22 protein-coding genes and 2 tRNA genes are annotated in these 23732 nt (G+C 70.3%); 11 read left to right on the forward strand and 13 right to left on the reverse strand.

Features of this window, described 5'->3' with window-relative positions; all coding sequences use genetic code 11:
- Positions 1–218: 218 nt before the first annotated feature.
- Positions 219–599 (reverse strand): helix-turn-helix domain-containing protein, encoded by a 381-nt coding sequence (locus AB0C66_RS21260; protein WP_362440606.1) that lies wholly within the window; start codon positions 597–599, stop codon positions 219–221.
- Between the two features lie 116 nt (positions 600–715).
- On the opposite strand from AB0C66_RS21260, the gene AB0C66_RS21265 reads away from it, so the two are divergent.
- Complete coding sequence (locus AB0C66_RS21265) at positions 716–1369, forward strand: NAD(P)H-dependent oxidoreductase (protein ID WP_362440609.1); 654 nt, start codon at positions 716–718, stop codon at positions 1367–1369.
- 173 nt (positions 1370–1542) lie between these two features.
- Here the strand turns inward: AB0C66_RS21265 and AB0C66_RS21270 are convergent.
- Positions 1543–1629 (reverse strand) — tRNA-Leu (locus tag AB0C66_RS21270).
- 324 nt (positions 1630–1953) lie between these two features.
- Between AB0C66_RS21270 and AB0C66_RS21275 the strand changes: the two genes are divergently transcribed.
- From AB0C66_RS21275 to pknB, 6 genes are all read left to right on the forward strand, one after another.
- On the forward strand, positions 1954–2817 hold the full coding sequence (locus tag AB0C66_RS21275) for a DUF3662 and FHA domain-containing protein (protein ID WP_362440612.1): 864 nt from the start codon (positions 1954–1956) through the stop codon (positions 2815–2817).
- Positions 2818–2827: 10 nt separating this feature from the next.
- Entirely contained in the window at positions 2828–3346 is a 519-nt protein-coding gene (locus tag AB0C66_RS21280; protein WP_362440615.1) for an FHA domain-containing protein, read from the forward strand.
- Between the two features lie 75 nt (positions 3347–3421).
- The gene (locus tag AB0C66_RS21285; RefSeq protein ID WP_362440618.1) at positions 3422–5014 is read left to right on the forward strand and encodes a PP2C family serine/threonine-protein phosphatase; all 1593 of its coding nucleotides are present in this window, start codon (positions 3422–3424) and stop codon (positions 5012–5014) included.
- Positions 5015–5036: 22 nt separating this feature from the next.
- Positions 5037–6446: an FtsW/RodA/SpoVE family cell cycle protein gene (locus tag AB0C66_RS21290; RefSeq protein WP_362440620.1), complete on the forward strand. Its 1410-nt coding sequence runs from the start codon at positions 5037–5039 to the stop codon at positions 6444–6446.
- The gene (locus tag AB0C66_RS21295; RefSeq protein WP_362440623.1) at positions 6443–7909 is read left to right on the forward strand and encodes a penicillin-binding protein 2; all 1467 of its coding nucleotides are present in this window, start codon (positions 6443–6445) and stop codon (positions 7907–7909) included. The genes AB0C66_RS21290 and AB0C66_RS21295 overlap by 4 nt, the downstream gene beginning before the upstream one ends.
- 167 nt (positions 7910–8076) lie before the next feature.
- Positions 8077–10110 carry a Stk1 family PASTA domain-containing Ser/Thr kinase gene (gene pknB / locus AB0C66_RS21300; RefSeq protein ID WP_362440625.1) on the forward strand — a complete coding sequence of 678 codons (2034 nt, stop codon included), beginning with the start codon at positions 8077–8079 and terminating at the stop codon, positions 10108–10110.
- A 109-nt stretch (positions 10111–10219) separates the two neighbouring features.
- Here the strand turns inward: pknB and AB0C66_RS21305 are convergent, their stop codons facing one another.
- From AB0C66_RS21305 to AB0C66_RS21330, 6 genes are all read right to left on the reverse strand, one after another.
- The gene (locus tag AB0C66_RS21305) at positions 10220–10960 is read right to left on the reverse strand and encodes a class E sortase (protein WP_362440627.1); all 741 of its coding nucleotides are present in this window, start codon (positions 10958–10960) and stop codon (positions 10220–10222) included.
- 40 nt (positions 10961–11000) lie between these two features.
- Positions 11001–12458, reverse strand: a complete 1458-nt coding sequence (locus tag AB0C66_RS21310; protein WP_362440630.1) for a class E sortase — start codon at positions 12456–12458, stop codon at positions 11001–11003.
- The gene (locus AB0C66_RS21315; RefSeq protein WP_362440632.1) at positions 12455–13105 is read right to left on the reverse strand and encodes an aminodeoxychorismate/anthranilate synthase component II; all 651 of its coding nucleotides are present in this window, start codon (positions 13103–13105) and stop codon (positions 12455–12457) included. Before AB0C66_RS21315 ends, AB0C66_RS21310 begins: the two co-directional genes overlap by 4 nt.
- Complete coding sequence (locus tag AB0C66_RS21320) at positions 13102–13293, reverse strand: hypothetical protein (protein WP_362441119.1); 192 nt, start codon at positions 13291–13293, stop codon at positions 13102–13104. The genes AB0C66_RS21315 and AB0C66_RS21320 overlap by 4 nt, the downstream gene beginning before the upstream one ends.
- 68 nt (positions 13294–13361) lie before the next feature.
- Positions 13362–14042, reverse strand: a complete 681-nt coding sequence (locus AB0C66_RS21325) for a class E sortase (protein ID WP_362440635.1) — start codon at positions 14040–14042, stop codon at positions 13362–13364.
- Positions 14043–14056: 14 nt separating this feature from the next.
- Positions 14057–14827: a DUF881 domain-containing protein gene (locus tag AB0C66_RS21330; RefSeq protein ID WP_362440637.1), complete on the reverse strand. Its 771-nt coding sequence runs from the start codon at positions 14825–14827 to the stop codon at positions 14057–14059.
- Positions 14828–14972: 145 nt separating this feature from the next.
- On the opposite strand from AB0C66_RS21330, the gene crgA reads away from it, so the two are divergent.
- Positions 14973–15230 (forward strand): cell division protein CrgA, encoded by a 258-nt coding sequence (gene crgA / locus AB0C66_RS21335; protein ID WP_362440640.1) that lies wholly within the window; start codon positions 14973–14975, stop codon positions 15228–15230.
- Positions 15231–15592: 362 nt separating this feature from the next.
- On the opposite strand, the gene AB0C66_RS21340 is transcribed toward crgA, so the two are convergent.
- Complete coding sequence (locus AB0C66_RS21340; protein ID WP_362440643.1) at positions 15593–16477, reverse strand: rhomboid family intramembrane serine protease; 885 nt, start codon at positions 16475–16477, stop codon at positions 15593–15595.
- A 95-nt stretch (positions 16478–16572) separates the two neighbouring features.
- The gene (locus AB0C66_RS21345; protein ID WP_362440646.1) at positions 16573–17106 is read right to left on the reverse strand and encodes a peptidylprolyl isomerase; all 534 of its coding nucleotides are present in this window, start codon (positions 17104–17106) and stop codon (positions 16573–16575) included.
- A 285-nt stretch (positions 17107–17391) separates the two neighbouring features.
- On the opposite strand from AB0C66_RS21345, the gene AB0C66_RS21350 reads away from it, so the two are divergent.
- A complete protein-coding gene (locus AB0C66_RS21350) occupies positions 17392–18117 on the forward strand; it encodes a DUF5324 family protein (RefSeq protein WP_362440649.1) in 726 nt (241 codons plus the stop codon).
- Positions 18118–18286: 169 nt separating this feature from the next.
- Here AB0C66_RS21350 and AB0C66_RS21355 read toward each other — a convergent pair whose 3' ends face one another.
- The gene (locus AB0C66_RS21355) at positions 18287–19435 is read right to left on the reverse strand and encodes a response regulator (protein ID WP_362440652.1); all 1149 of its coding nucleotides are present in this window, start codon (positions 19433–19435) and stop codon (positions 18287–18289) included.
- 195 nt (positions 19436–19630) lie between these two features.
- Positions 19631–19703 (reverse strand) — tRNA-Ala (locus tag AB0C66_RS21360).
- A gap of 118 nt (positions 19704–19821) precedes the next feature.
- On the opposite strand from AB0C66_RS21360, the gene AB0C66_RS21365 reads away from it, so the two are divergent.
- Both AB0C66_RS21365 and AB0C66_RS21370 read left to right on the forward strand, forming a co-directional pair.
- Positions 19822–20367 (forward strand): DNA-binding protein, encoded by a 546-nt coding sequence (locus AB0C66_RS21365; protein ID WP_176181801.1) that lies wholly within the window; start codon positions 19822–19824, stop codon positions 20365–20367.
- A gap of 48 nt (positions 20368–20415) precedes the next feature.
- Entirely contained in the window at positions 20416–22005 is a 1590-nt protein-coding gene (locus AB0C66_RS21370) for a serine/threonine-protein kinase (RefSeq protein WP_362440655.1), read from the forward strand.
- A gap of 131 nt (positions 22006–22136) precedes the next feature.
- Here AB0C66_RS21370 and AB0C66_RS21375 read toward each other — a convergent pair whose 3' ends face one another.
- A complete protein-coding gene (locus AB0C66_RS21375; protein ID WP_362440657.1) occupies positions 22137–23594 on the reverse strand; it encodes a hypothetical protein in 1458 nt (485 codons plus the stop codon).
- Positions 23595–23732 lie beyond the last annotated feature (138 nt).

Raw genomic sequence — 23732 nt, forward strand, 5'->3', positions numbered from 1 at the left:
CCGGCTCCGACGGCCGGACCACATCGACTGCCCAGACCGTACCGTCTGGCGCCACAGCCCGTCAGAGCCTGTGGATAACCCTCTCGGACCCGACGAAGCCTCAGCTCACCCGCCCATGAGCAACAAGCAACTCGCAACCAGCAACAAGAACCAAGCAACGGACGACAAGCGACAGGCAACCAGCGACGCGGGCAACAGCCGCCTCAGCCCCCGAGCCCTCAGCGCCGGAACTGCTCCGGACACCCGCCGCCCTCGGGCAGATAGCCCTCCGCCCATCGCGACAGCTCCTTCAGCGCGGGCTCCAGCGCCCGCCCCGCGTCCGTCAGCCGGTAGGACACCCGCAGCGGCGGCCCGGCGTCGACCTCCCGCACCACCAGACCCGCCGTGGACAGCTCCGTGAGCCGGTCCGACAGCATCCGCTCGCTGATCCCCGGGATCGCCCTCCGCAGATCGGCGAAGTACGCCTGCTGCTCGGTCAGCACCGCGACGATCAACCCGGTCCACCGCTTGCCGAACAGCTCGAAGACCCGGGTCATCGAGGAATCGACCTGCTTGCACCGCTGCTCGTCGTGCTGCTCGCGCCCACCGCCATCCGCCATGGAATACAGCGTACCCGCCTTCCCGTTCGGGACTGAAGAAAAGTAAGCTACTGTGCTATCAGTAGGTACCGAGAAATCAGTGGCGCCATACCGCCCCATCCCACGGGAGACACCCCATGCCCACGCTTCTGCACATCGACTCGTCCATTTGGCCCGGCGACGCCTCCGCTTCCCGCGCCGTCACCGCCACCTTCCGCAAGGAGTGGGAGGCCCGGCATCCGAACGGCACGGTGATCTACCGCGATCTGGCCGCCGAACCGCTGCCCCACCTCGACGGGGCCGCCGCCCACGCCGGATTCGTGCCGGCCGGTGACCGCACCCCCGAGCAGCACGAGGCATTCGCGCTGCGCGAGACCCTCGCCGGTGAGCTGGAGCGGGCCGACGCGGTCCTGATCGGCGCCCCCATGTACAACTTCACGATCCCCTCCACGCTCAAGGCATGGCTGGATCACGTGATCATCATGGGTCGCACCTCGGGCGCGGAGCAGACCACCACCTCGGGCACCCCGACGGTCGTCGTCGCCAGCCGTGGCGGCGGCTACGGCCCGGGCACCCCGCGGGAGAGCTTCGAATTCGTCACGACCTACCTGGACAAGGCGCTGAGCGGTGCGCTCGGCCTCGATGTCGAGTTCGTCGTGCCGGAGCTCACGCTGGCCCGTACCAATCCGGCCATGGCCGATCTGATCGAGCTGGCGGACGCCTCCAAGGCGAAGGCCCACGAGGACGCGACCTCCAAGGCGAAGGCCCTCGCCTCCCGCATCGCGGCCTGAGCGGTCCGGGACGTCGCCATGGCGCCCATGACAAGGGCCTCCCCGCCCGGGGAGGCTCTTGGTCCTGGGCCATCGGCCCTTCGGCCACAGCCCTTTGGTCACGAGTCGGGAGCCAAACGCGAAACGGGCCCCTCCCGAGCGACTTTTGTCACTCTGGAGAGACCCGCTCCGACTGGTGCGCGAGGGGGGAGTTGAACCCCCACGCCCTTTCGGGCACTGGAACCTGAATCCAGCGCGTCTGCCTATTCCGCCACCCGCGCATGGGTGCTGCCGTACGATGCTCCTCCGCTCCCCGGTGGACCCTTTGGAGTCCGTCCGGTTCGGGGCGGCGCGCCTTCCGACATCCAGAACACTAGCACGCTGCACAGGGTGGAATCACACCCGTTTCCGATGGTCCCGCACCCGCCCGCTCTGAGAGCGTCACGGTTGCGGGACACTGTCGTAAGGGCACCTCTACGATCCTGTGAGGGGTGACACTGCTCCACAGGGCCAGGAAGGGGAACCACCCGATTTCCCGACGCGTGGATACGATCAGTAAGCAGTACCAGGACGACACTGAGCACGACTGAGGAAGGAGGTGCCCCGTGGGAGTACTGAAGCGTTTCGAGCAGCGGCTCGAGGGACTCGTGAACGGCACCTTCGCCAAGGTGTTCAAGTCCGAGGTCCAGCCGGTCGAGATCGCGGGCGCGCTCCAGCGCGAATGCGACAACAACGCCACCATCTGGAACCGCGACCGGACCGTCGTCCCCAACGACTTCATCGTCGAGCTGAGCGCGCCCGACTACGACCGCCTCAGCCCGTACTCCGGACAGCTCGGCGACGAGCTGTCCGGGATGGTGCGCGACTACGCCAAGCAGCAGCGCTACACCTTCATGGGCGCCATCAAGGTCCATCTGCAAAAAGCCGAGGACCTCGACACCGGCCTGTACCGGGTGCGCAGCCGGACGCTGGCCTCCAGCGAGTCCCAGAACCCGCAGGCGGCCGCCGCTCCGGCCCGCGGCGGTGCCGGTGCCCCGCACCAGCGCCCCGGTGGTCACGGCTACCCCGCCCAGCCCGCGGGTCCGCCGCCGATGCCTGCCGCGCCCCCCGGTGCCCGCCCGGTGCCCCGCACCGGCGGCACCGGAGCGGGTGCGGCCGGAGCGGGCGTCGGTTCGCAGCCCCAGGGCCAGACCCGGCGCTGGATCGAGATCAACGGCACCCGCCACCAGATCTCCCGGCCCACCCTGGTGATGGGCCGCAGCACCGACGCCGACGTGCGGATCGACGACCCAGGTGTCTCCCGTCGACACTGCGAGATCCGGGTCGGTACCCCGCCGACCGTGCAGGACCTCGGGTCGACGAACGGCATCGTGGTGGACGGACAGCACACCACGCGCGCTACGCTCCGCGACGGCTCGCGGATCGTCGTGGGCAGCACCACCATCGTTTACCGGCAAGCCGAAGGGTGAAGCGGGGGCAATGTCAGAGCTGACCCTCACGGTCATGCGGTTGGGTTTCCTCGCCGTACTGTGGCTGTTCGTCATCGTGGCCGTTCAGGTCATCCGTAGCGACCTGTTCGGGACCCGCGTGACCCAGCGCGGTTCCGCGCGGCGCGGAGCCCCGGACCGGCCCCAAGCGCAGCAGCGCCAGCAGTCGGCACCACCGCCGCAGCGCCAGCAGTCGGGGGGCCGCGGCCGCCGCGGTGCCCCCACCAAGCTGGTGGTCTCCGAGGGGACGCTGACCGGCACCACGGTCGCCCTCCAGGGGCAGACCATCACCCTCGGCCGTGCGCACGATTCAACAATCGTGCTGGACGACGACTACGCCTCCAGCAGGCATGCCAGGATCTACCCCGACCGTGACGGCCAGTGGATCGTCGAGGACCTCGGGTCCACCAATGGCACCTATCTCGACCGGACCCGACTCACCACACCGACACCGATCGCGCTCGGCGCGCCGATCCGCATCGGCAAGACCGTCATCGAGCTGCGGAAGTAGTAGGACCATGACGACCGGAGGGTGGGCAGCGTGGTTGGCAAGGGGCTGTACCCGGAGCCGACAGGCGAGGTGCGCATGAGTCTGTCACTGCGTTTCGCGGCCGGATCGCACAAGGGCATGATCCGGGAGGGCAACGAGGACTCCGGTTACGCCGGGCCCCGGCTGCTCGCCATCGCGGACGGCATGGGCGGCCAGGCCGCCGGTGAGGTCGCCAGCTCCGAGGTGATCTCCACGCTGGTCCAGCTCGACGACGACATCCCGGGCTCGGACATCCTGACCTCCCTGGGCAGCGCCGTGCAGCGGGCCAACGACCAGCTGCGCGTGATGGTCGAGGAGGACGCCCAGCTGGAGGGCATGGGCACCACGCTCACCGCCCTGCTCTGGACCGGCCAGCGGCTGGGCCTGGTGCACGTCGGCGACTCGCGCGCCTATCTGCTGCGCGACGGTGTGCTGACCCAGATCACCCAGGACCACACCTGGGTGCAGCGCCTGGTGGACGAGGGCCGGATCACCGAGGAGGAGGCCGGCACCCATCCGCAGCGCTCCCTGCTGATGCGCGCCCTGGGCAGCGGCGAACACGTCGAGCCGGATCTCTCCATCCGTGAGGTCCGCGCCGGGGACCGCTATCTGATCTGCTCCGACGGGCTGTCCGGAGTGGTCAGCCACCAGACGCTCGAGGACACGCTCGCCAGCTATCAGGGCCCCCACGAGACCGTGCAGGAGCTGATCCAGCTCGCCCTGCGCGGCGGCGGCCCCGACAACATCACCTGCATCGTGGCCGACGTCCTGGATGTGGACGGCGGCGACACCATGACCGGGCAGCTCAACGACACCCCGGTCATCGTGGGCGCGGTCGCCGAGAACCAGATCCCCCTGGGTGACGGCGGCGCCGCGCACACCCCCGCGGGCCGCGCGGCCGAGCTCGGGCGCTCCAGCCGGTCCGTTCCGCAACAGGGCGACGCGCAGGGCGGGTTCGGCCCGCCCGGCAGCGGTCCCGAGGTCGGCGTCGCGCCGGAAGGCAGCTACGGCGACTACGCCAGCGGCGATCTGACCAAGAAGAGCGGCCGCAAGACCTGGCTCAAGCGCTCGCTGTACATCGCGCTCGGCCTGGCCGTGGTCGGCGGCGGGCTCTACGGCGGCTACCGCTGGACCCAGACCCAGTACTACGTGGGCTCCAATGGCGACCATGTCGCCATCTACCAGGGCATCAGCCAGGACCTCGCCTGGATCAAGCTCAACAAGGTCCATGAGGACCACCGCGAGATCGAACTCAAGTACCTCCCGACCGACCAGCGCGGCCGGGTGGAGGACACCATCGCGGTGAGCAACCTCGGCCAGGCCAGGGACAAGACCAAGGATCTCGCCACTCTCGCCGGGGCCTGCCGTAAGGCGGACGCCCAGAAGAAGGCCGAGGACCGGCAGAAGGATCTCACCGGCGGTGAGGACCGGGACCGCGGCGACTCCGGGAACGACAAGGAGTCGCCCAGCGCCAACAAACCCGGGGGCGGGGCCTCGCAGAACGACCGCAACGAGAACGAGGTGGAGACGCGGGCCGCCGAGGCCGCCTCCAAGCCGAAACCGACGACTTCTCCCACCCCGAAGCCCGGCCCCACGCTGTCGGAGGAGGAGAAGAGGTTGGTCCCGCAATGCAGCAGCGCCCAGCAGTGAAGCCGTAAGGGGCCGTCCACGTATGAGCAGCACGTCCAACACCACCACGATCAGCACGGTGGGCCCGCCGAGCCGACGTAACACCGAGCTCGCCATGCTGGTCTTCGCGGTGATCATTCCGGTCTTCGCCTACGCCAACGCGGGCTTGGCCCTCAGCGACGAGATGCCCTCGGGCATGCTCAGCTACGGCATCGGGCTCGGTCTGCTGGCCGGGGTCGGCCACCTCGTGGTGCGGAAGTTCGCGCCGTACGCCGACCCGCTGCTGCTGCCGATCGCCACCCTGCTCAACGGGCTGGGGCTGGTGCTCATCTGGCGGCTGGACCAGTCCAAGCGGCTGGCCGCGCGGGCGGAGAGCATCGGCCAGGTCTACGCGGCCGCGGCCCCCAAGCAGCTGATGTACTCGGCGATGGGTGTCGCCCTCTTCGTGGCCGTGCTGATCCTGCTCAAGGACCACCGGATCCTCCAGCGCTACACCTACATCTCCATGGCCGCGGCGCTGGTGCTGCTGGTCATGCCGGTGTTCTTCCCGGCCAAGTTCGGTGCCCGCATCTGGGTCACCGTGGGCAGCTTCTCCATCCAGCCCGCCGAGTTCGCGAAGATCGTCATCGCGGTCTTCTTCGCCGGCTATCTGATGGTGAAACGGGACGCGCTGGCGCTGGCCAGCCGCCGCTTCATGGGGCTGTACCTGCCGCGCGGCCGTGACCTCGGTCCGATCCTCGTCGTCTGGGGGATGAGCATCCTCATCCTCGTCTTCGAGACCGACCTCGGTACCTCACTGCTGTTCTTCGGCATGTTCGTCGTCATGCTGTACGTGGCGACCGAGCGCACCAGCTGGATCGTCTTCGGTCTGCTGATGTCCGCGGTCGGAGCGGTCAGCGTCGCCACCTTCGAACCGCACGTCCAGCAGCGGGTGGACGCCTGGCTCGACCCCTTCGCGGCCTTCAAGAACGGCACCAGTGACCAGATCGCCCAGGCGCTGATGTCCTTCGGCTCCGGCGGAGTCTTCGGCACCGGTCTGGGCCAGGGCAATTCCGACCTGATCGGCTTCGCCGCCAACTCGGACTTCATCCTCGCCACCGTCGGCGAGGAGCTGGGCCTGGCCGGCACCATGGCGTTCCTGCTGCTGTACGGCCTGATCGTGGAGCGGGGCGTACGGACCGCCCTCGCCGCCCGCGACCCGTTCGGCAAGCTGCTCGCGATCGGTCTCTCCGCGGCCTTCGCCATCCAGATCTTCGTGGTGGCGGGCGGTGTGATGGGGCTCATCCCGCTGACCGGCATGACCATGCCGTTCCTCGCGTACGGCGGTTCCTCGGTCCTCGCGAACTGGGCCCTGGTCGCGATCCTCATCAAGATCAGCGACACCGCGCGCCGCCCCGCCCCGGCCCCCGCTCCGTCCACAGACGCCGAGATGACTCAGGTGGTCCGCCCGTGAACAAGCCCCTGCGCCGCATCGCCATCTTCTGTGGACTGCTGGTCCTCGCCCTGCTGATCCGGGACAACTGGATCCAGTACGTCCAGGCCGATGACCTCAAGGAGAACAAGCACAACCGCCGGGTGCTGATCGCCCGCTACGGCCAGCCGCGCGGCAACATCATCGTGGACGGCCGGCCGATCACCGGTTCCGTCGAGACCAACGGCACCGACTTCAAGTACAAGCGCACGTACAAGAACGGCAAGATGTGGGCCCCGGTCACCGGCTACGCCTCCCAGGTCTTCGACGCCAACCAGATCGAGAAGCTCGAGGACAACATCCTCACCGGCAACGACGACCGCCTGTTCTTCAACCGGACGATCGACATGATCACCGGCAAGGAGCAGCGGGGCGGTGACGTGATCACCACGCTGAACGGCAAGGCCCAGAAGGCCGCGTACGAGGGTCTGGGCAGCAAGAAGGGCGCCGTCGCCGCGCTCGACCCGCGCACCGGCAAGATCCTCGCCCTGGCCAGCACCCCGAGCTATGACCCCTCGAAGATCGCGGGTGGCAACAAGAAGGACGAGAAGGCCTGGAACGCGCTCCAGCCGAAGAACAACACCGACGACCCGATGCTCAACCGGGCGCTGCGGCAGACCTACCCGCCCGGCTCCACCTTCAAGGTCGTCACCGCCGCCGCCGCGCTGGAGAACGAGAAGTACACGGACATCGACGCGCCGACCGACTCGCCGCTGCCCTGGCGGCTCCCGCTGTCCACCAAGAACCTGGACAACGAGGGCAACATCCCCTGCAAGGACGCCACTCTCCGGAAGGCCCTCCAGTACTCCTGCAACACGGTCTTCGGCAAGCTGGGTGACGACCTGCGCAAGGAGAAGATGCTGGAGCAGGCCGAGAAGTTCGGCTTCGGCGAGGAGGTCCTGACGCCGGTCCGCACCAACGCCAGCGTCTACCCCGAGGACATGGACCGGCCGTCCAACGCGCTGTCCGCCATCGGTCAGTACGACACCCGTGCCACCCCGCTCCAGATGGCCATGGTCGCCTCCGCGATCGCCAATGACGGCAAGCTGATGAAGCCGTACATGGTCGACTCGCTGCGGGCCCCCAACCTGAGCACCATCGAGCGGACCGACCCGGAGGAGATGAGCCAGGCGGTCTCCCCGGAGAACGCCCGCAAGCTCCAGGACATGATGAAGACCGTGGTCGACGAGGGCACCGGCCAGAGTGCCCAGATCCCGAACGTCGAGGTCGGCGGCAAGACCGGTACCGCCCAGCACGGTGTCGCGAACAGCAAGAACCCCTACGCGTGGTTCATCTCCTACGCCAAGACCGATGACGGCTCCCCGGTCGCGGTCGCGGTGGTCATCGAGGGTTCCGACACCGTCCGCGACGACATCGCGGGCGGCAAGCTGGCCGCGCCGATCGCCAAGGACGTGATGAAGGCGGTACTGGACAGCGAGAAGTGACGCCGGTCACGCCCGGATACCAATCCCGCACGTCGCCGTACCGGTCCGGTATCAAGTAGCGGCTGTGGCCCGGTCGCGTCGGACGTGCCGGGTACGGTATGCGCGAGCAGCACGTGACCGGCCCCCACAGGTGCGGTCGGGAATGACGGAAGAGGGCTGGAGTAGCTATGGAAGAGCCGCGTCGCCTCGGCGGCCGGTACGAGCTGGGCTCAGTGCTCGGCCGCGGCGGCATGGCGGAGGTCTACCTCGCCCATGACACCCGCCTCGGCCGCACTGTCGCTGTGAAGACGCTCCGGGTGGACCTCGCCCGTGACCCGTCCTTCCAGGCCCGGTTCCGCCGAGAGGCCCAGTCGGCCGCCTCGCTCAACCATCCCGCGATCGTCGCGGTCTACGACACCGGCGAGGACTACGTCGACGGTGTCTCGATCCCGTACATCGTGATGGAGTACGTGGACGGCTCCACCCTGCGTGAGCTGCTGCACTCGGGCAGAAAGCTGCTTCCCGAGCGCTCCATGGAGATGACCGTCGGCATCCTCCAGGCCCTGGAGTACTCGCACCGCAACAACATCGTCCACCGCGACATCAAGCCCGCGAACGTCATGCTGACGCGCACCGGCCAGGTCAAGGTGATGGACTTCGGCATCGCCCGCGCCATGGGCGACGCCGGGATGACCATGACGCAGACGGCCGCCGTGATCGGCACCGCCCAGTACCTCTCCCCCGAGCAGGCCAAGGGCGAGACCGTCGACGCCCGCAGCGACCTCTACTCCACCGGCTGTCTGCTCTACGAGCTGCTGACCGTGCGCCCGCCCTTCGTCGGCGACTCCCCGGTGGCCGTGGCCTACCAGCACGTACGGGAAGAGCCGCAGCCGCCGAGCGCGTACGACGCCGAGATCACCCCGGAGATGGACGCCATCGTCCTGCGGGCGCTGGTCAAGGACCCGGACTACCGCTACCAGTCGGCCGACGAGATGCGCGCCGACATCGAGGCCGCGCTGGAGGGCCAGCCGGTCGCCGCCACCGCGGCGCTCGGCGCGGTCGGCTACGGCGCCGGCGACCAGCCCACGACCATGCTGCGCCCGCAGGACTCGGGGGCGCAGACCTCGATGCTGCCCCCGATGCGCGACGACGACGGCGGCATGGGCTACGACGAGCGGCCCGACCGGGGCCGCGGCCGTGGTGGACCGCCGGAGAAGAAGAGCAATCTCTCGACGATCCTGCTGGTGCTCGCCGGGATACTGGTCCTGGTCGGGGCGATCTTCATCGGGAAGGCGACGTTCAGCGGCGGCAAGAACGACGACATGGCCGAGGTCCCGCGGCTGAAGGGCCTGTCGTACGCGGCCGCCGAGAAGCAGGCAGGCAACGTCGACTTCGACGTCAAGAAGATCGGCTCGAAATTCTGCGACCAGCCCAAGAACACGGTCTGTGAGCAGAGCCTGGAGGGCGGCAGCCAGGCCAAGCAGGGCAGCTTGATCGAGCTCACCATGTCCAAGGGCGCCAAGCCCGCGGCCAAGGTCGAGGTCCCCAGCGTCGTCAACTCCCAGATCGCCGACGCGACCCAGCAGCTGAAGGACAAGGGCCTCAAGGTCAGCCAGCAGCAGAAGGAGTCCCCGCAGCCCGCCGGTACGGTGCTCGCGCAGGATCCGACAGGCGGCACGAAGGCCGCCAAGGGCAGCACGGTCACGCTGACCGTGGCCGCGGCCGAGTCCAAGATCGTCGTCCCGGACGTGACCACCAAGAACGTCGAGGACGCCAAGAAGGCGCTCCAGAAGAAGGGCCTCGCGGCGTCGGTCACCGAGGAGGAGAACGGCGATGTCGAGGCGGGCACGGTGACCAAGCAGGATCCCGCCGGGGGTCAGGAGGTCGATCCCAATTCGGTCATCACCCTGACCGTCGCCAAGGCTCCCGCGCAGCAGGAGAACGTCCAAGTGCCCAACCTGGCCGGCCAGAAGCTCAAGGACGCCAAGGCGGCGCTCCAGCAGCTCGGGCTGAACGTGGGCAACATCGCCGGACCCAAGGACGACAACGCCACCGTGGTCACCAGCCAGCCGGTCGCGGGGACCCAGGTGCCCAAGGGCCAGTCCGTGAACCTCCTGACGACCGGCGGCCAGGGCAACAACGGCGGCGCCGACGGAGGCCAGGACGGCGGCGCCGACGGAGGGATCTTCGGTGGCACGGACGGTGCCACCGCCACCGGATAGCCCGCCGGACAGCCCACCGGGCTCGACCGGGCTCAACGACGGGGAAGCCCCCGGCGCCCTTCCACGAGGGCGCCGGGGGCTTCCCCGTGTCCATGACCTGCCGCGCCGGTCAGCGCAGCTCCACAGGGGGCGTACGGCGCACATCGACCTTCTCGGTGCGCTCCAGCTCGGCCCACACGATGTAGCGGTGGCGCGAGGTGTAGACCGGGGTGCAGGTCGAGAGCGTGATGTAGCGGCCCGGCTTCTTCTTGCCCGACTCCTTGGGGACCGCGTCGAGTACGTCCACGTTGTACTTCGAGGTCTCGGGGAGCGTCGCGTAGACCCGGTAGACGTACCAGCGGTCGCGGGTCTCGAAGACGACCGGATCGCCCTCGTCGACCTTGTCGATGTTGTGGAACTTGGCGCCGTGGCCGTCGCGGTGGGCGGCGAGAGTGAAATTCCCCTTTTTGTTCCAGGGCATCGCGGACTTGACCGGGTCCGTGTAATAGCCCGCGACACCGTCGTTCAGGGTCGCGGTACGGGTGCCCTTCTTGACCAGCACCTCGCCGTTGTGCATGGACGGTACGTGCAGGAAGCCGATGCCGTCCTTGGTGTCGAGACTCCCCGGGCCCTGCTGCGCCCAGTGCCGCCGCACCCGGTCACCCTGCTTCTTCGCCTCGCGGTCGGCGAGCACATTGGTCCACCACAGCGAGTAGACGACGAAGAGGGCGAGGATCAGACCCGCGGTGATCAGCAGTTCGCCCAGGACGCCGATGGCCGCGGCTATCCGGCCGCGTGCGGTACGGGGAGCGGGCTGGGCGGGCGGATCGGGGGCCCGGCCCCGCCGCTGCTCGTGGTCGGTCCGTGCCACCGCGTCGTACCCCTTTTCTGCTCTTCCCGCTCAGACGCGCTCATTCGACCAGCGCGTCCGGCTTCCCTTCGCTGCGCGGGCGCTCGTCGACCATCTTGCCCCACACGATCATCCGGTAAGTGCTGGTGAACTCCGGGGTGCAGGTGGTCAGCGTGATGTAACGGCCCGGCTTGGTGAAGCCCGAACCGGCCGGCACCGGCCCGATGACGCCCGTGTTGGCCGGGGACGTCTGCGGGAGGATGTCGTCCATCTCGTAGGTGTAGTACCGGCGTTGGGTCTCGATGATGATCTCGTCGCCGGGCTTGAGGTGGTTGATGTAGCGGAACGGCTCGCCATGGGTGTTGCGGTGCCCGGCGAGCGCGAAGTTCCCCTTCTTGTCCCAGGGCATCGCGGACTTCAGCTTGCCCTTGGCGTAGTGGCCGACCATGCCGCGGTCCAGGACCGCGTGCTTGTCGATCCCCTCGGCGATCGGGGCCTTCACATCCAGCTTGGGGATGTAGATGATCGCGAACCCCTCACCGGGGGAGAAGGTCCCCGGGTCGCGGTCGCCGCCGCCGTTCTCGTCCCACTGCTTGCGGAGGGTGTTGGCGGCGCCGTTGGCCTGCTGATGGGCCCGGATATTGGTCCACCACAGCTGATAGGTGACGAAGAGCAGCATCACCACGCCGAGCGTGATGAACAGCTCCCCGGCGACCCGGCTCATGACCACCCCGGGGCTGTCCTTACGGGCGCGGGCGGCACGCTTGGCCTCCATACGGGTGCGGGGCGCGGCGCCGGTGGCCGTCCGTGGGCCGCCCGCGCCGCCGTGGGCCGCGCCGCGCCGGCCGCCGCGCCGGGACGCCTCCTGGGCGGCCCTGCGGCGGGCGGCACGGCCGCCGGTCGGCGTCGGCTCGCCATAGCGGCCCGGGGTGCCGGGCGGGGCCGTGGCGCCGTGGCCGACCTTCCGCAGCGGCATGGTCTCGTCGCTGCCGGGGAGCCCGGTCCGGGGCGGCACCGCGCGCAGGGCCACCGTCTCGTCGTCGCCCCGGGGCCGCGCGGCGGGTGCGGGGCGCGCCATGGGAGGCAGGACGGCGGTCTCATCGGCCCTGCGGGGCTCTGGGGGGGCCGCTCGCGCCCTGCGGCGCCCCGTGGGGGGTGCTGGGACGTTCTCCGCCTCGCCGGGCCCTGTGGCGGCCGGATGGCGGCGCCGCCGTCCGGCCGGGGGCGGTACGGCGCCCGGGGCGGTCTCCTCGGGCGGGCGGCGGTGGCGGCTGTGGGGCCCGGGATCCGGTGGCCGCCCGGGGAGCGAGGCGGTGCCCAGGGTGTGGCCCGTGGCTCCGTCCGGGGCCGCTCCCGGCAGCGGACCGCTCAGGGGGTCGTCCGGCCGCTCCCCCGGCGCCGCGAACGCGTCGGAGCCCCCGTGGGCGCCGTACCGCCCCGGTGACCCGTACGGCGTGTACGGGGCTGTTTCCTCGGCGCCGTAGGCCGCGCCCTCGCGCTCGGGGCGCAGTGCGGTCACTCGCCTGCCTTGCCGCCGACCGCCCCGACGACCGGGGCAAGCCCCGCGGACCGCTCCACCGCTCCGCTGTCGCCGCACTCCACCAGCCAGTTGGCGAGCATGCGGTGGCCCCATTCGGTGAGCACCGACTCGGGGTGGAACTGCACGCCCTCGACGCGCAGTGCGCGGTGGCGCAGCCCCATGGCGATGCCGGTCTCGGTCCAGGCCGTGATCTCCAGCTCGTCCGGGACGGTGTCCCGCTCGACGGCCAGCGAGTGGTAGCGGGTGGCGGTGAACGGGGACGGCAGCCCCCGGAAGACGCCCGCTTCCTCGTGGGTGACCAGCGAGGTCTTACCGTGGAGCAACTCCGGGGCGCGGCCCACGACTCCGCCGTAGGCGACGGCCATGGACTGCATCCCCAGGCAGACGCCGAACACCGGGACGCCGGTCGCGGCGCAGTGCCGCACCATGTCGACGCAGACCCCGGCCTCCTCGGGGGTGCCCGGCCCGGGGGAGAGCAGTACGCCGTCGAAGCCGTCCTGGGCGTGCGCGAGGGCTACCTCGTCGTTGCGCACCACCTCGCACTCGGCGCCGAGCTGGTACAGGTACTGGACCAGGTTGAAGACGAAGCTGTCGTAGTTGTCGACGACCAGGACGCGCGCGCTCATCGGGGACCCGCCATTCCCTCGTCGACCGTCACGTCGTTGAACGGCAGCAGCGGCTCCGCCCAGGGGAAGACGTACTGGAAGAGCACGAAGACGATCGTCAGCACCATCACGAGCGAAATGAGCGCCCGCACCCACGCGTTCCCCGGCAGATGCCGCCAGATCCAGCCGTACATGCCGTCCCTACTCACCGATGACGAAGTCGATTGCAGCACCGGAGTGCAGCACCAGAGTAAAGGCCGAGGGCGGCCCGGGAGGGTCAGCCGGACAAAGCGGCGGGCTTGCCTTCGGTGACCGGGCGGGTCGCGTCGAGGTGCGCCCAGGCGATCAGCCGGTGACTGTGCCCCCACTCCGGGTCGCAGGTCGTCAGCGTCAGATAGCGGCCGGGGCGCCGGAAACCGGACGCCCGCGGCACCGGATCGATCACCCCGGTGTCGCTGGGGCGGGTGCGGTAGGGGCGCCGGTCGACGCGGTAGGTGAACCAGGTGGTGCCGTCGGTCAGCACCACCGCGTCGCCGGCGCGCAGGTCGGGGAAGTCCTTGAAGGGGTCGCCGTAGGTGCGGCGGTGCCCGGCGACGGCGAAGTTCCCGGTGGCGCCGAGGCGGGCGGTGCGCGAGTAGTGGCCGAGCCCCTTCTTGAGGGTGTCGGCCTCGGTGCCCTGGAGGACGGGTTTGGCCCAGTCGCCGCCGAAGCGGGGGATGTACATGACCGCGAAGGAGGCGCCCGGCTCGTACCGGGGTGGTGCGGCCGGGGCTCGGGCGCCCCCCACGGTGAGGGAGCCGGTGGACCAGCGGTCCTGGAGGCGGTCGATCTCGCCGTCCATGGCTCGGTCGGCGCGGACGGAGGTCCAGTAGAGGAGGTAGACCACCAGAAGAATGATCAAGGTGCCGATGGTGACGCACAGTTCACTGAGCGTTCTGATGATCACCCGCGTGGTCACCGGACCCCCAAGCGCTACCCGATGGGCTGTGCCTGATGCAGGTCCACTGTGCCGGAGTAGCCGGGAAGAGTCACCGTGTCGTGCTGGTCGACTTTCCAGCCGAGACCGTAGGCGTCGACGTAGCTGCGGTAATTCTGGATGGCGGGGGACGCGGCGAGCGCGGTGCGCAGCTTGCCCCGGTCACCGACGGCGGTGATCTTGTAGGGCGGGGAGTAGACCCGGCCCTGGAGGATCAGGGTGTTGCCGACGCAGCGCACCGCGCTGGTGGCGATCAGTCGCTGGTCCATCACCATGATCCCCTTCGCTCCGCCCTGCCACAGGGCGTTCACCACGGCCTGGAGGTCCTGCTGGTGGATCACGAGGTCGTTGGGCTGCGGCTCGGGCACGCCGGGGATCAGGGCGGTGGCGTTCGGCGGGGCGTCGGTGAGGGTGACGGTGACCCCGGTTCCGGTGAGCTTCTTGGTGCCCGCGGTCTTCTCCAGCCGGGCCAGCTTCCGGCGCTCGGCGCTGGTGCTGCCGTCGTCACGGCGGGCGAGGGCGTCGACCTCGGAGCGCATCCGGGCCGCGCTGTCGTCGAGGGTGTGGTTCTTCCGGCTGCGCTCCTGGATCAGGTCGGACAGCCGCAGCATCGATTCATCACTGCGGATGTTGGTCCCCTGTGCCGTGTTGAAGCTGGTCCAGAAGATGAGCCCGGCCAGCGCGAAACCCGAGGCGGTCAGCAGCCGGGCGGGGCGGAGGGCGGGTCGGCGGGAGCCCGGGGTGGGGGAGTCAGCGGAATTGCTCAACGTACCCTTACTCCTTACGACGCCGCGGAAGGACTACGCTAACTGACGTGTGGGGGAGCGAAGTGGTCCCCATCGCTGTCCCGCCCCGGCGCCGTCCGTTCATATCCCCGCGCGGTCACGCAGCGCATCGACAGGAGAGTTCCTCGTGCCGAAGTCACGGATCCGCAAGAAGGACGATTTCACCCCGCCCCCGGCGAAGCAGGCGGCGAACATCAGCCTGAGCAGCGGCCGCCGCTGGGTGGCACCGCTGATGCTGGCGATGTTCCTGATCGGCCTGGTGTGGATCGTCGTCTTCTACGTGACCACGGGGGACATGCCGATCGAGTCGCTGGGCAACTGGAACATCGTCGTCGGCTTCGGCTTCATCGCCGCGGGGTTCGTCGTCTCCACACAGTGGAAGTAGGACCCTCCGCGGTCCTTTCGGCGTCGCTCGCCGATCTCTGTCCACAGGGTTATCCACAGGCGGGGAAAACTCAGAAGATCTGTGGATAACCTCTGCCGCGTTGACGCCGGTGTGACCGGTTGGGCATCTCCGTTCGATCGTTCACACCTGCACTTTCCTGCGAAAATGCAGGTCAGCAGGGGAACGCACAGATGTTCTCCACAGGTTGCGCGGAATCCGCCGCATGCTGTGGACAACTGACCGAGCCAGACCCGTTCGAAGCTCTCGGTGACGGTGGGGCCGGATGGCCCCGCCGGGCTCGGCCGGTGGGTGCGCCGCGACCTCAGGTGCGCCGCGACCTCAGCCGTGGGACCGCCGTGGCCTCAGCCGGTCAGCTCGGCCGTGCGGATCCAGACCACCGCGATCATCGCGAGCAGAGCCACCGCACAGGTCCCCCACTGCACCAGCGTCCGGCGCTCACGCGGGGCGTGCACCATGCCGTACGCGACCGCCGTGCCGACGACCAGTCCGCCGACATGGGCCTGCCAGGCGATCCCGGACCAGGTGAATGTGAAGAGCAGGTTCAGCGCGAGCAGCGCGATGACCGGCCGCATGTCGTACTGGAGGCGGCGCATCAGCACGGCGGTGGCGCCCAGCAGACCGAAGATCGCTCCGGAGGCTCCCAGCGAGGGCTGGTTCTGCGCGGCGAGCAGATAGGACAGCGCGCTGCCGCCGAGGCCGGAGAGTAGATAGAGGGTGAGATAGCGGGCCCGGCCGAGCGCGGCTTCCAGCGGACCGCCGATCCACCACAGCGAGAGCATGTTGAAGGCGATGTGCATCACCTGCTGGTGGAGGAAGACCGAGGTCACCAGCCGGTACCACTGGCCCTCGGCGACGCCGACGATATGGCCGGCGCCCGGGTCGTAGGCCCGGCCGACCAGGTCGAGGTCGTCCACGAAGCGGTCGCCCGCCCCGAGCACCACCAGCCATATGACGAGGTTGAGGGCGACGAGGATCTTGGTGATCAGCCGCGGGTCGGAGGTGATCACACCGCCCGCGATGGTGCGCGGCTGGGACGCGCGCGGCGAGGGGCCCGGCGCCGCCGAGCCCGACGCGGCGGAGGCACGGCCACCCACACAATCCGGGCACTGGAAGCCCACGGAGGCACTGATCATGCACTCCGGGCAGATCGGGCGCTCACAGCGGGTGCAGGTGATGCCCGTCTCCCGCTGCGGATGCCGGTAACAGCAGACCGCCTGGTCCTCCATGGTGTCCCCTCGCCCCCTGTCCACACGCTCGGTCACGTCCTTCGCCCCGCTTGTTCACACGGACAAGCGGGGCGCGGAGTTCCCGTGCGCGGGGATCAGCCCTCGCGGGTCTCCACGACGACGGACTCGATCACGACGTCCTGGAGCGGACGGTCGGTGCGCGGGTTGGTCGCGGCGGCCGCGATCGTGTCCACGACCTTCTTGCTGCCCTCGTCGACGACCTCGCCGAAGATGCTGTGCTTACCGGTCAGCCACGTGGTGGGGGAGACGGTGATGAAGAACTGCGAGCCGTTGGTGCCCGGCCCGGCGTTGGCCATCGCCAGCAGGTACGGCTTGTTGAACGCCAGGTCCGGGTGGAACTCGTCACCGAACTCGTAGCCCGGACCACCGGTGCCGTTCCCCAGCGGGTCACCGCCCTGGATCATGAAGCCGCTGATGACCCGGTGGAAGACCGTGCCGTCGTAGAGCTTCTCCTTGGCCTTCTTGCCCGTGGCCGGGTGGGTCCACTCGCGGCTGCCCTCAGCGAGCTCCACGAAGTTCTTGACCGTCTTGGGCGCGTGGTTCGGCAGCAGCCGCACCACGATGTCGCCGTTGTTCGTCTTCAGAGTGGCGTAAAGCTGCTCGGCCACGATCTACCTTCCATCGTTTTCACTTCCGTCTCCTGATCCTCGCACGGACCCGAGGGCGAGGGGTATCCGTGAAGGGCACTGACGGCGCGCCGATCCCTGGTCTTTCCGGAAGAATCTCCGCTATGACCCGGATGCCCGGCCTCACATGCTCCAGATGCTGCGAACGGGCATGATCTCCACAAACAGGCATGATCTTTCTTGGGATGGAAACACGAAACTGCGCAAGCTGAGCAGAGAACTCTGAACCCCGGAGCAACGACCAACGCCACCGAGGAGGAGGATCCCGTGACCCGCATTGACAGCGTGCGAGCCGCGACCGGCACCGCCAAGAGCGGCGTCCTGCACGCCGCGGAGGCGGTGGCGCCCTACGCCGGTACGGCCAAGGACACCGCCACCCGCTACGCGCACGAGGCGCGTGTGCGGCTGGCGCCGAAGGTCTCGCACGCCGCACATCAGGCGCGGTGCAGCGCCGGTACGCAGTACCACGCGCACGTCGCGCCCAGGCTCACCCAGGCCAGGGGGAGCCTGCCACCCAAGGTGGACGCGGCCGCCACCCGTGCCGCCAAGCGCACCCGCAAGGCCGCCCAGCAGGCCGCCGAGTACACCGGGCCCCGCGTGGAGAACGCGGTGGCCGGGGTCCGCGCGGCGGCCGGACCCGCCCGTGAGGAGGCGGTGATCCGCACGGCCGCGGCCGTGGCCGCGCTGCGTACCCATGTGACCGCCGCCGACATCGAGAAGCTGGCCAGGAAGCGCGCCCGCCGGGCCCGCGCCGGACGGGTGGCCAAGCGGGCCACCTTCATCGGGCTGATCGGGGCGGGGGTCTTCGCCGCGTGGAAGTGGTGGGACCGGCAGGCCAACCCCGACTGGCTGGTGGAACCCCCGGCCGCGACCGAGGTGGGCGACCGCGATCGGCTGGCCACTGTGGACGGCACCGACCAGAGCACCCTGGACCCGGAGGTGCAGGCCAAGCAGGCCGAGGCCGAGGAGCGCAAGGGCGACGACCAGCGCTGACCGCCACCACCGGCGCCCGGAAGTCCTTGGCGGGGTCCGGTCGACCGGTGGGACGCGGAAGGCCGGCGGGCAGCGCGAGGCTCGCCGAGGGGCGGAAGACCGAGGGTCTTCCGCCCCTCCGTCGTCCCCGGACCCCGTCGTCCCCGGACCCCGTCGGACCCCGTCGCCTTCAGTCCCCGGGCGCGCCCACACCGGCGCGGCGCTGCCGCCGCTCCAGGAAGATCTCGGTGAAGACCGAGACCTTGGCCCGCAGCGCCCAGGGGTCGAACGGCTTGGCCATATAGTCCACCGCCCCCGCCGCGTATCCGCGCGAGGAGTGCTCCGGATCGGCACCCATCGCGGTCAGGAAGATGATCGGGATGTCCCGGTTCCGCGAGCGCCGCTTGATGTGGGCGGCCGTCTCATAGCCGTCCATCTCCGGCATCTGCACATCGAGCAGGATCACGGCGAAGTCATCGTGGTCCAGCAGCGCCTTGAGGGCCTCCTGACCGGAGGCCGCGGTCACCAGCTCCTGGTCGAGGGTGGCCAGCACGGCCTCCATGGCCAGCAGATTGTTGGGCTGGTCGTCCACCACAAGGATCTTGGGGCGGGGCCCGCCGCAGGGCCGGGCCATCGGCCCCACCGGGGCGTCCGGCTCCTCGTCCCGCCGCGGGACCGCGGCCGGGCCCTGGGCCTCCACCATGGCGAGCTGGCGCTCCAGCACCAGACAGCGGTCCTCCGCCAGCCGTCCGCGTCTGCGTACCTCCGCCAGGTCCTCGCTGAGCCGCCGCACCTCCCGCTCCAGCTTGTCCCGCTCCTTCATCAGCTCCTCACGGTCCGGTGCCCCCCGCTCCAGCGCGTCCGCGCGGGCACGCTCCATGGCCCAGGCCGCCTCGGCCTGGTTCAGCCGCACCTCCAGGTCGGCGATGCGGTGCTTGCGGTCGAGCAGTACCTCGCCCAGCGCGTCCTGATGGGCGAGCGAGCAGCGCGCCTCCCGGTCCGCATCGGCCAGCTGCACCTGGAGGATCTCCATGGCATGGGCGGGGGACCGGCTGGTGCGCACCGCGGCCCGGTGCAGCTCACGCATCAGCTCGATGGCGGCCGGGGTGACGGCGGCGCCCCGCCGCGCCGCCAGATCGGTGAACAGATCGAAGACGAACTCCCAGGGCGGGATGCGCGTCCCGCTCAGGAAGCGCGAGACCGTACTGGGATCCCGGTGGCGTCGCACCGCGTATCTGCGCATCGAGACCTCCAGCCCGGCGAAGAGCCGCCTCAGCTCCACGGCGAACGCCCGGCACTCCTCGGGCAGATTGTCCCCGAGCGGATGCAGCTCACCCATCTCGTCCCCCTCTACGGCGACTCACGCCGAACAGACGATTCCCGGGCGGCTTGCCCGAGTTGTGAGCGACAGCCTGGAGGATCACGCGAGTGTTGCGCCGGACAACGCCCGGAGTGGCAACACCGGGGCCGCCGAACACGGCCGCACAACGAACCAGCCGGAACACCGCTGTGGTGTCCCGGCTGGTGACAGAGGTGGAGCCTAGGAGAGTCGAACTCCTGACATCCGCCATGCAAAGACGGCGCTCTACCAACTGAGCTAAGGCCCCGTCGCCCATCAGGATACCCGGTGTCGGCAGCCTTTCCCGACCGGGTATCGCTCGCACGTACCGCTCTCCGTAGGATGCCACGCAAGATTCGCGGCAGCGAAGCGAAGGGGAGACCGAGATGGACGCAACACAGCAGGACGCCACAGCGCGTGCACGGGAGCTGCAGCGCAGCTGGTACGGAGAACCGCTGGGGGCGCTGTTTCGCCGTCTCATCGACGATCTCGGTCTCAACCAGGCCCGTCTCGCGGCTGTACTCGGTCTCTCCGCCCCCATGCTGTCGCAGCTCATGAGCGGCCAGCGAGCGAAGATCGGCAACCCGGCTGTGGTCCAGCGCGTACAGGCCCTCCAGGAGCTCTCCAGCCAGGCCGCGGACGGCAGGGTCAGCGCCGCGGAGGCGGCGGAGCGCATGGAGGAGATCAAGAAGAGCGCGGGCGGCTCCGTCCTCAACTCCACGCAGACCGCGGCCAGCACGGGCGCCCCGACCGTGCGGCGCGTGGTCCGCGAGATCCAGTCGCTGCTGCGCTCCGTGGCAGCCGCGGGGGACATCATCGACGCGGCGGACTCCCTCGCCCCCACCCACCCCGAGCTGGCAGAGTTTCTCCGTGTGTACGGCGCCGGGCGGACCGCCGAGGCGGTCGCGCACTATGAGGCGCACCAGAGCTGACGGGCTGATGGGCTGCTGACGAGTCGATGACGGGGCGGGCACGACGCGATGGGTGAGATCTTCGCGGGCCGGTACGAGCTGGTGGACCCGATCGGGCGCGGGGGTGTGGGCGCCGTCTGGCGGGCCTGGGACCACCGCCGCCGGCGCTATGTGGCGGCGAAGGTGCTTCAGCAACGGGACGCGCATACGCTGCTGCGGTTCGTCCGGGAACAGGCACTGCGGATCGACCACCCCCATGTGCTGGCGCCTGCGAGCTGGGCGGCGGACGACGACAAAGTGCTGTTCACCATGGATCTGGTGGGCGGCGGCTCGTTCGCCCATCTCATCGGTGACTACGGCCCGCTGCCGCCGCGCTATGTCTGCACCCTGCTCGACCAGTTGCTCTCCGGGCTGGCCGCGGTGCACGCCGAGGGCGTGGTGCACCGGGACATCAAACCGGCGAACATCCTGCTCGAGGCCACCGGGACACGACGGCCCCATGTCCGGCTGTCCGACTTCGGCATCGCGCTGACCAAGGGCGAGCCCCGGCTCACCGAGGCCAACTATGTGATGGGCACGCCCGGTTACTTCGCGCCCGAGCAGATGATGGGAGAAGACCCGGACTTCCCGGCGGACCTCTTCGCCGTCGGACTGGTGGCGCTCTATCTGCTCAGCGGGCATAAGCCTGACGCGGAGGCGCTGGTGAAGCGCTTCAGCGAGCACGGGGTGCCGAACCCGCCCGCGGAAGTGCCGGAGCCGCTGTGGCAGGTGGTGGCGGGGCTGCTGCAACCGGACCCGGAGGACCGCTTCCGCACCGCCATCGGGGCGCGCAAGGCACTCGCGACCGCCGTGGAGTCGCTGCCCGAGGTCGACTTCGACGACGAGACGATCGAGATCTTCGATCAGCTCGGCCCGCTGCCCACCGGGTTCGGCTCCTGCGGTCCGACCCACCCGAGGCCCCGCCATGCCAAGGCGGACTCCCCCGCCGAGGCCGCGGAAGCGGCCCGGACCGCGACGACCGCCGAGGCGGCGCACGTCTCCCGGCCCGCCGCCGAACCGGAGGAACCGGCCGAACCCGCCCCACCGCAGCCCTCCATGTCGGACACCGGGAGCTTCACCCTCCCGCCGCCCCGTCCACAGCCGCACACCCCCTCGCAGCCACGGGAGCAGCACGCGGCGCCGGCTCATCCACCGGTGCAGGGGCCGCTGCCCCCGCAGCACCCGCCGACACCGCACCCCCTGACGCCCCATCCCCCGGTCCAGCGGCCCTCGCTCCCTCAGCCACCGGTGTCCCATCCGCCGGTGCCCCATCCGCACATCCCACAGACGCCCTCGACCGTCGCCCCGCGACCGCAGGCCCCCCACACCCCGCAGACCCCGCAGACCCCGCAGCCGCCCGTACAGCCGCCGCTGGCCGGGCACCACCCCGAGCCGCCGGGCTCTCCTCATCCCCATACGCCCACCCCCGTACCGATCGCGACGCCCTCCGCGGCGCCGCTCGCTCACCCTCCTACTCGTCCATACACCGCTCAGCAGCCGCGGGTTCCGCACCGGGCCGCACGGCGTCCCGGACCGTCGCGGAAGGCGACGGTCTCGATCCTGGTCGCCGCGGCCGTGTGCTTCGCCGTCGGCGCGTGGGCACTGCTCCTCGCGGGCTGAGCCCGCCGCGGCCGGTGTGACGCGGCGCCCCACACGTCGGTACGCGCTGCCGCCCGTACGTCAGAACGCCCCGCGGCCCGTACGTCAGAACGCCGCGCCGCCCGACCGCCAGTACGCCCCGCCGCAGCCCGCTACCAGCCCGACGGCGGCCCGTACCGCCGCTGCTGCCCCGTCGACGGCTCCCCCGCCCCGGAAGCCCCCAGACTCGCGTCTGGCGCCGCCTCGCCCGTACCACCGCGCGGGCCTTCGTCCGGCTCCCCCGCCGCCGTACGCCGCCGGGCGGTCAGGGTCCAGGTGCCGAGCCCGGCCAGCAGGACCGTGCCCGCGCCGAGCCCCGTCCAGCCCACCAGCCGGAGCGTGGACGTGGACCCGTCGTCCGCCGGGACGGACATCGTGTCGTCCCCCGCGGACAACGCACTCTGCCGCGCGGCCTCCTTGTCGGCGTCGGTGAGGCCGAAGCCCTGCTTCAGCGCGTCCCCCTGGTAGTCCGGTCCACCGCTCGCGGCTCCGGCGACCCGCACCCGCAGGGTGACCGGCACCGTGCCCTTCACCTGAGGGGCCACCTCGGTGGGGCTGAGCGTGACGGCCAGGAAGTACCCACCCGCCACACTCATCGCACGGACCGAGTAGTCGGCCTTGGCACGGCGGTTGCCGTAGGCGACGGGCGCGGTACTCACCTGCGTCCCCGTCGCGGTCCCCTTCCCGACGCCGACGGTGCCGCGCTTGGCGAGTCCGAGCGCCGGAGTGTACGCACGCAGGGACACCGCCTTGTCGAGGGGCTGGGAGCTCTTGTCCTTGCCGTCCGCGGGCAGTTCGGCGACGGCGGAGAGCTGCTGGCCCCAGTCGACCGGGACCCGGTAGAAGTGCGTCTCACCGGGGCGGAATTCATCTCCCCACACCCCTGTGGACACCGTGGGCGCGTCTCCGAACCGGCGGCCCCCCTCGTGGTGCCGCGGGCTGCCGCTCGGCGGCCGCGGCGGATCCGTCCGCCAACTCCCCTCCGGCGTCGCGCCCGTGGATCCGCCCTTCGCCGGGGGCTCCACCATCAGCCGCAGTTCCAGGGGCCAGCGGGTGGGGTCCTGCGCCCCCGCCTGACGCTCCACCGTGACCAGATAGCGCCCCGCGGTACGGCAGGACGCCAGCGACCCGGCATCGGTCTGCCGGGCGACGTGGTCGGCCAGGGGATAGGCGACACCGTTGCTCTCGAACCGGGGCGAGGCGGTGTCGCAGGTGCCGCCGCCCGGATTCTGGAGGGTGATCCGGAGCCCGTCGCGGAACGACGTCACGTCCGAGCCCGGCCGGGGGGCGGCGACCGCCGAGACATAGGCGGCCGACTTCGCGTCGAGACTGACCGCGTAATACCGCTTCTCACCCGGGCCGACGCTGTCGGTGTAGGTGCGTCCGGAGGCCAGTGCCGGGGCGCCGGTGGCGTCCCCGGCGCCGCGTATCCGGGTGCCCCGGGTCTCGTACCCCCGGGGTCCTCCGCTGCCGTCGGCGGGCTCCGCCAGGGCCTGTCCCTGCGTCGTCACCACCGCACACAGCGCCGCCACCGCGGCGAGGCCCGACCTGACCCTGCTGCGGTCCCTCATCTCGCGTCACTCCTCGTCGTACCGGCCGCGGCCGCGGACTCCGCCCGGTTTTGCGTATGCAAGCAACTCGTTTGCGAGAGTGAACACGACGCCCCCCGTCAGCAGATTCTCGGAGCCCCCGCGACCATCCCTCCCCGC

It is taken from the genome of Streptomyces sp. NPDC048636, from assembly GCF_040650655.1.
Taxonomy (GTDB): Bacteria; Actinomycetota; Actinomycetes; order Streptomycetales; family Streptomycetaceae; genus Streptomyces.

Coding starts and splice junctions, on each gene's coding strand:
- AB0C66_RS21260 (WP_362440606.1), bottom strand. CDS start 599: ATGGCGGATGGCGGTGGGCGCGAGCAGCACGACGAGCAGCGGTGCAAG.
- AB0C66_RS21265 (WP_362440609.1), top strand. CDS start 716: ATGCCCACGCTTCTGCACATCGACTCGTCCATTTGGCCCGGCGACGCC.
- AB0C66_RS21280 (WP_362440615.1), top strand. CDS start 2,828: ATGTCAGAGCTGACCCTCACGGTCATGCGGTTGGGTTTCCTCGCCGTA.
- AB0C66_RS21285 (WP_362440618.1), top strand. CDS start 3,422: ATGAGTCTGTCACTGCGTTTCGCGGCCGGATCGCACAAGGGCATGATC.
- AB0C66_RS21290 (WP_362440620.1), top strand. CDS start 5,037: ATGAGCAGCACGTCCAACACCACCACGATCAGCACGGTGGGCCCGCCG.
- pknB (WP_362440625.1), top strand. CDS start 8,077: ATGGAAGAGCCGCGTCGCCTCGGCGGCCGGTACGAGCTGGGCTCAGTG.
- AB0C66_RS21315 (WP_362440632.1), bottom strand. CDS start 13,105: ATGAGCGCGCGCGTCCTGGTCGTCGACAACTACGACAGCTTCGTCTTC.
- AB0C66_RS21340 (WP_362440643.1), bottom strand. CDS start 16,477: ATGGAGGACCAGGCGGTCTGCTGTTACCGGCATCCGCAGCGGGAGACG.
- AB0C66_RS21355 (WP_362440652.1), bottom strand. CDS start 19,435: ATGGGTGAGCTGCATCCGCTCGGGGACAATCTGCCCGAGGAGTGCCGG.
- AB0C66_RS21365 (WP_176181801.1), top strand. CDS start 19,822: ATGGACGCAACACAGCAGGACGCCACAGCGCGTGCACGGGAGCTGCAG.
- AB0C66_RS21370 (WP_362440655.1), top strand. CDS start 20,416: ATGGGTGAGATCTTCGCGGGCCGGTACGAGCTGGTGGACCCGATCGGG.
- AB0C66_RS21375 (WP_362440657.1), bottom strand. CDS start 23,594: ATGAGGGACCGCAGCAGGGTCAGGTCGGGCCTCGCCGCGGTGGCGGCG.